Here is a 4,007-nt window from a genome sequence, read left to right as displayed (position 1 = left end):
CTTGGCCGCCGTGCGCTTCGCCATCGATATCATCCAGCCGGCGGCCAAGGCCGAGCTCGGCGCCAATCTCAAGTCGCTTAATCAGGCATCCGCCTTTGTCTGCCGGCCGCGCCACGGCGGGGGGAAACTGTCGGAACATGCTTTCGGCAACGCGCTCGACATCGCCAGCTTCACGCTTTCGAGCGGCAGAAAAATCGACATCGGCCCAGCGCTACCGGAAAAGGACGCGAAATTCCTGAATGCGGTGCGCAAGGCCGCCTGCGGACCGTTCAAGACCGTGCTCGGCCCGGGCAGCGATGCGGATCATTCGCTGCATCTCCATCTCGATCTTGCACCGCGCCGCAACGGCGGAACGTTCTGTCAGTGACATGATCCCGGGCCGGCATGCATGCCGCAATTTGGCCGCAGCCGTAAACGCGGCCGCTGATTTTTCCTTTACTCTTGGCAGTTAAGCTCTGTCTCATCTGATCATGATCCCGAAAAGTGGGATCCGGTTTTCGGAGAAAGATCATGATCAAACAATTAGACAGAGCCTGATCGGATCAGGCTCGGGGACAGGGATCTTGTCGATGGCCGGGATATTTCGCGCCGCGTTTGTCGCCGTGCGGCAAACCAGACGCGCGCGCATGATTGCCGGCGCGCTTGCGATCGCGGCGATCTCGGCCTGCACCACAGGAAGCGTGCTTTCGTTGGAACCGGCCGTCGATGTCGGCAGCCAGACATCAGCTGTCCCGAAATATGCTGGCATGCAGAGCCTCGTCCCGTCCAATCCGTATATGACCGCTGCCTATCCGCGTATGGACGAGCCGATGGCGCCGACCGAACAGATGCCGGCCAGCGAAATCGGCTGCCGCAAGGAATTGAAGCGCCTGGGCGTCGTCTACACCGACCTTGCGCCGATCCACGAAGGCCAATGCGGCATCGACTATCCCGTCAAGATCTCGGCCATCGGCAGCATCCAGATGAAGCCGGCCGCAACGCTCACCTGCGACATGGCCGCCACCTTCGCCGGCTGGACCAGGAATGAACTGGTTCCGTCCGCCCGCTGGCGTTATTTCTCCGGCGTCAAGACCATTCGCCAGGGCTCGAGCTATTCCTGCCGCAGGATCGCTGGCGAAGGCGTGCTGTCGGAGCACGGCAAGGGTAACGCCCTCGACATCATGAGCATCGAGCTCAGCAATGGCAACGACATCGACGTGCGCAAGCCTGGGCTGTTCGCCTTCCGCACGCGCGGCTTCCTCAACACTGTGCGCGCCGACGGCTGTCAGTATTTCACCACGGTGCTTGGTCCCGGCTACAATTACGACCACCGCAACCATTTTCATTTCGACATCAAGAACCGCAAGAACGGCTATCGCGCCTGCCGTTGAGCCCGAGCGCGTGCCCACTGCCCAAGGTCTGCGCCACCGCGTAGAATGACGCCACATAAAGCGATGCCATATCACCTGGGTGGTATCTCGTGAGCCGACGAAGCCTTCGACGACGCGCAACGACCTGGCTGGTGGCGTTCTGCGCCGGCTATCTCGTGCTCGCCTATTTCGCCGCGCCGGAATTCTGGACCCTGCGGGATCGCAACTTCCGCACGCAGCGCTTCGAGATGGTGACGCACACGCCGCAAGGCATTGCGGGCGATCCGATCAATGTCGGCCTCGTCGGTAACAAAAAAGAGCTGGTCCACGCCTTCGCCGTCGCCGGATGGGACACGGCCGACGCCATCACGCTGAAGACCGCGATCGAGATCGGCGAAAGCGTGCTGTTCAATCGGCCCTATCCCGACGCGCCGGTCAGTCGGTTGTTATTCGAAGGCCGTGCACAGGATCTGGCCTTCGAGAAACCGGTCGGCGACAGTGCCGACCGGCGTCATCACGTCCGCTTCTGGCAGACCGATGCGACCGGAGACGATGGTCGGCCACTCTGGCTGGGCTCGGCAAGCTTCGATCGCGGTGTCGGCCTCAGCCATAACACCGGCGCGATCACCCACCATATCGGTCCCGACATCGACGCCGAGCGCGACTTCCTGATCCGCGACCTGTCTGCCGCAGGTATGCTGATCTCGACCAGCGAGATATCAGGCATCGGCGCGACAAAGACCGGGCGCAATGGCGGTGGTGATCCCTATTTCACCGACGGCAAGGCGGTGGTGGGCGTACTGCTGCAGTTGCCTTAGGTGCACGGCAGACCGTCGCCTGACGGCCGCTATCGCGACCCGGCGATTACGATCTTGCCGAACGGTCCATTCTCCAGATGTTCGAAAGCCTGCGGCACGTCGTCGAAACCATAGACCTTGTCGATCACCGGCTTGATCGCAAGCGTCTCGATCGCCTCGTTCATCCGCTCGAAGGCGCGGCGGTGACCGATCGATATGCCCTGCACGACAATCCGGTTTCGCAGGAAGGGAATGATCGGAAAGCTGAGTTCCATGCCGCCCAGAAGGCCGATGACCGACAGCCGGCCGTCGGCGGCCAATGCATTGAGCGATCGCCGCGCATTGTCGCCGCCGACCATCTCCAGCACATGCTTGACGCCGACGCCATCAGTCAGGCCGCGCACGACTTCGTCCCACGCCGGTTGGGTGCGATAGTTGATCGTCTGCCAGGCGCCGAGTTCTCTTGCACGCTCAAGCTTCTCATCGCTGCTCGACGTGACGATGGCGCGCAGGCCGAAGGCGGCCGCGAACTGCAGCGCAAACAGCGATACGCCGCCAGTGCCCTGGATGAGAACGGTCTCGCCCGGGATCGGCTTTGTCGCCTCAACCAGAGCGAACCACGCCGTCAGCGCTGCGATCGGCAGCGTCGAGGCCTCGGCATCGCTGAGAGAAGACGGCGCCACCACGGCGGCATCTTCGTGGGAAAAGCACGTAATCGGACAACGTGCCGGGCAGCGACGACCCCAGCGTATGCTGGTGCAACACAGCCGGTGCGTCGCCGTCCAGCCAATCGGCGATCACCTGGCCAAGCACGCGCTGCCCGACGCGGAAGCCGCTGACTTCGCTGCCGATGGCCACCACTTCGCCGATAGCGTCTGAGGTCGGCACGAAAGGAAGGCAAGGTCCGGGATCAGCACGCCGTCCACGATCATCCTGTCCTTGTAGTTCAGCGAAACGGCTTTGACCCGCACCAGAAGATCGCGTGACCCTGGCTCGGGAATCCTTCCTTCAGCCGGCTCCAGCCTGGACAGGCCGAAACCGCTCATGTGCCAGGATCTGTTGATTTCAGGTCCCATTTTAGGTCCGCGCTCCGTTGTTGGTGGCCACGCGTGACACCTATGCGATTTAACTATAGATGAAAGCGCTTCCATATGGCATATTTTGAAACGGATTGAAGATTTAAATTCTACAATAGGGAGACTCGTGGAACCGGCCAGCCTGCAAGGCGTCCTCGCATTCGTACAGACGGTCGAGGCCGGCAGCTTCACCGGCGCCGGCCGGCGGCTGCATGTGACCAAGTCGGCGGTCGGCAAGGCGGTCGCGCAACTGGAACAGCGGTTGGGTGTTCGCCTGCTCAACCGCACGACCCGCAGCCTGAGCCCGACCAGCGAAGGTTTGGGCTACTACGAAGCCTGCGTCAGGGCGCTGTCCGAAATCGAAGCCGCGCAGTCATTGCTCGCCGAGCGTCGGCTGGTGCCTTCCGGCCGGCTTCGGGTCGACGTGCCTCTGGCCTTCGGCCGCAGATGCGTCGCACCCGTGCTCTTCGATATCTCCAGGCAATTTCCGGATCTGACGATCGAAATCTCCTTCAACGACCGGCGCGTCGACCTGATCGAAGAAGGCATCGATCTGGCGGTTCGCATGGGCGATCTCGATGATAGCCTGTCGCTCGCCGCGCGCCGCATCTACGCCCAGCGCTCGGCCATCTGCGCGGCCCCATCCTATCTCGAAAAACATGGCAGGCCGCGATCGATCGACGACCTCGCCAGTCACAGCGTCATCGGTTATGGCCGCGATGGCATCGTCCGGCCGTGGAGCGTAAGGCATGCCGACGGCCATATCGAGAAATTCACGCCGCGGG

At 62.3% G+C, this 4,007-nt stretch carries 7 protein-coding genes; 4 read left to right on the top strand and 3 right to left on the bottom strand.

Annotated elements, in window-relative coordinates:
- The 3 genes from E5W87_RS34530 to E5W87_RS34520 all read left to right on the top strand — a co-directional run.
- The coding region (locus E5W87_RS34530; RefSeq protein ID WP_292408163.1) for an extensin family protein at positions 1-367 on the top strand (367 nt) is incomplete at its 5' end.
- 202 nt (positions 368-569) lie between these two features.
- Positions 570-1,370, top strand: a complete 801-nt coding sequence (locus tag E5W87_RS34525) for an extensin family protein (RefSeq protein WP_292408160.1) — start codon at positions 570-572, stop codon at positions 1,368-1,370.
- Between the two features lie 89 nt (positions 1,371-1,459).
- Positions 1,460-2,167, top strand: coding sequence for an LssY C-terminal domain-containing protein (locus E5W87_RS34520; RefSeq protein ID WP_292408157.1), 708 nt, complete (start codon positions 1,460-1,462; stop codon positions 2,165-2,167).
- Positions 2,168-2,196: 29 nt separating this feature from the next.
- On the opposite strand, the gene E5W87_RS34515 is transcribed toward E5W87_RS34520, so the two are convergent.
- From E5W87_RS34515 to E5W87_RS34505, 3 genes are read right to left on the bottom strand one after another with little or no spacing between them, the layout of a single operon-like run.
- The gene (locus tag E5W87_RS34515) at positions 2,197-2,829 is read right to left on the bottom strand and encodes an NAD(P)-dependent alcohol dehydrogenase (protein ID WP_292408154.1); all 633 of its coding nucleotides are present in this window, start codon (positions 2,827-2,829) and stop codon (positions 2,197-2,199) included.
- Positions 2,750-3,004 (bottom strand): hypothetical protein, encoded by a 255-nt coding sequence (locus E5W87_RS34510; protein WP_292408151.1) that lies wholly within the window; start codon positions 3,002-3,004, stop codon positions 2,750-2,752. The genes E5W87_RS34515 and E5W87_RS34510 overlap by 80 nt, the downstream gene beginning before the upstream one ends.
- Positions 2,944-3,192 carry a hypothetical protein gene (locus tag E5W87_RS34505; protein WP_292408166.1) on the bottom strand — a complete coding sequence of 83 codons (249 nt, stop codon included), beginning with the start codon at positions 3,190-3,192 and terminating at the stop codon, positions 2,944-2,946. Before E5W87_RS34505 ends, E5W87_RS34510 begins: the two co-directional genes overlap by 61 nt.
- 157 nt (positions 3,193-3,349) lie before the next feature.
- Here E5W87_RS34505 and E5W87_RS34500 point away from each other — a divergent pair.
- A partial coding sequence (locus tag E5W87_RS34500; RefSeq protein ID WP_292408148.1) for a LysR family transcriptional regulator occupies positions 3,350-4,007 on the top strand: 658 nt, incomplete at its 3' end.

Source organism: Mesorhizobium sp., from assembly GCF_004962925.1.
Classification (GTDB): domain Bacteria; phylum Pseudomonadota; class Alphaproteobacteria; order Rhizobiales; family Rhizobiaceae; genus Mesorhizobium.
Note: the sequence above shows the minus strand (reverse complement) of the source record. Positions and strands in the feature narration are given on the sequence as shown.